This window comes from Bacillus sp. LR--39 (genome assembly GCF_053613335.1).
Genome location: NZ_JBSIOT010000494.1, coordinates 1 through 923, shown reverse-complemented (window position 1 = coordinate 923; position 923 = coordinate 1). Strand labels below are relative to the sequence as shown.

At 39.9% G+C, this 923-nt stretch carries 1 protein-coding gene; it reads right to left on the bottom strand.

The genetic code is table 11. From position 1 onward, the window contains the following. A partial coding sequence (gene qoxA / locus ACWHAR_RS24400) for a cytochrome aa3 quinol oxidase subunit II (RefSeq protein ID WP_452088099.1) occupies nt 1–796 on the bottom strand: 796 nt, incomplete at its 3' end. Between the last annotated feature and the right edge of the window lie 127 nt (nt 797–923).

Genomic DNA, 923 nt, shown 5'->3' with positions numbered 1-923 from the left:
TTAATTCGTCCACATTTTCAGGAAGCATCAATTCATCATACTTCTCTTTTGTCAGCTTAGGAGCCTCGTTCTGAGTCTTTTTCACCCAGCTGTTAAAGTCTTTTTCTGTGACTGCATTCACATCAAACTCTTGGTCTGCAAAATGTTCACCTGTGAAGTTCGCGTTGCGGCCTTCGTAAGTACCCACTTTGTCAGCCTGTAAGTATTGATCCATCAGCATTCCTGCCATCGCATATTTTTGCCCTCCAAGCTGAGGAATCCATAGCGAAGCCATTGAATCTGCAGATGAGATTTTGAACAAGATCGGGCGGTCGACAGGAATGTTTAAGTAGTTGACCGTTTCAATATCCTGTTCAGGGTAGCTGAATACCCATTTCCAGTCTACCGAAGTAGCATAAACAACAAGAGGCTCTTTGTCTTTTGTTGCTTCAGGAGCTTTTTCTAACGAATATATCGTCTGTACTGTTGGCACAGAAAGTGCAATGACGATTAAAATTGGGATCACTGTCCAGACTACTTCTAAAAACGTGTTACCGTGAATTTCTGGGTTATAAGATCCATTATCTTTGCCTTTACGGTCGCGGTATTTTACTAAAATAATGGTAAATAGAACAAAGACGACCCCGACGATAAACAGCATAAATCCGATAGATAACAGGATTAAATCACTTTGCTGTTCAGCTACAGGTCCTTTCGGATCTAGTACTGAAGCATTGCTGCATCCCCCAAGGACGAAAACCACAGTTAACAGCGCTAATACAAGCAACGGTTTTAATGCTCTGAACAAGAAGATCACCATCCTTCCTATTGATGTAATAAATCTGAAGTGCATACTTCCTCAAAATCTTTTCTCTACTTTGTTATGCTATCAAAAACTTCACTTATTAGTTTTATTTTTTTATAAACTTCATCCCATTTTCGCT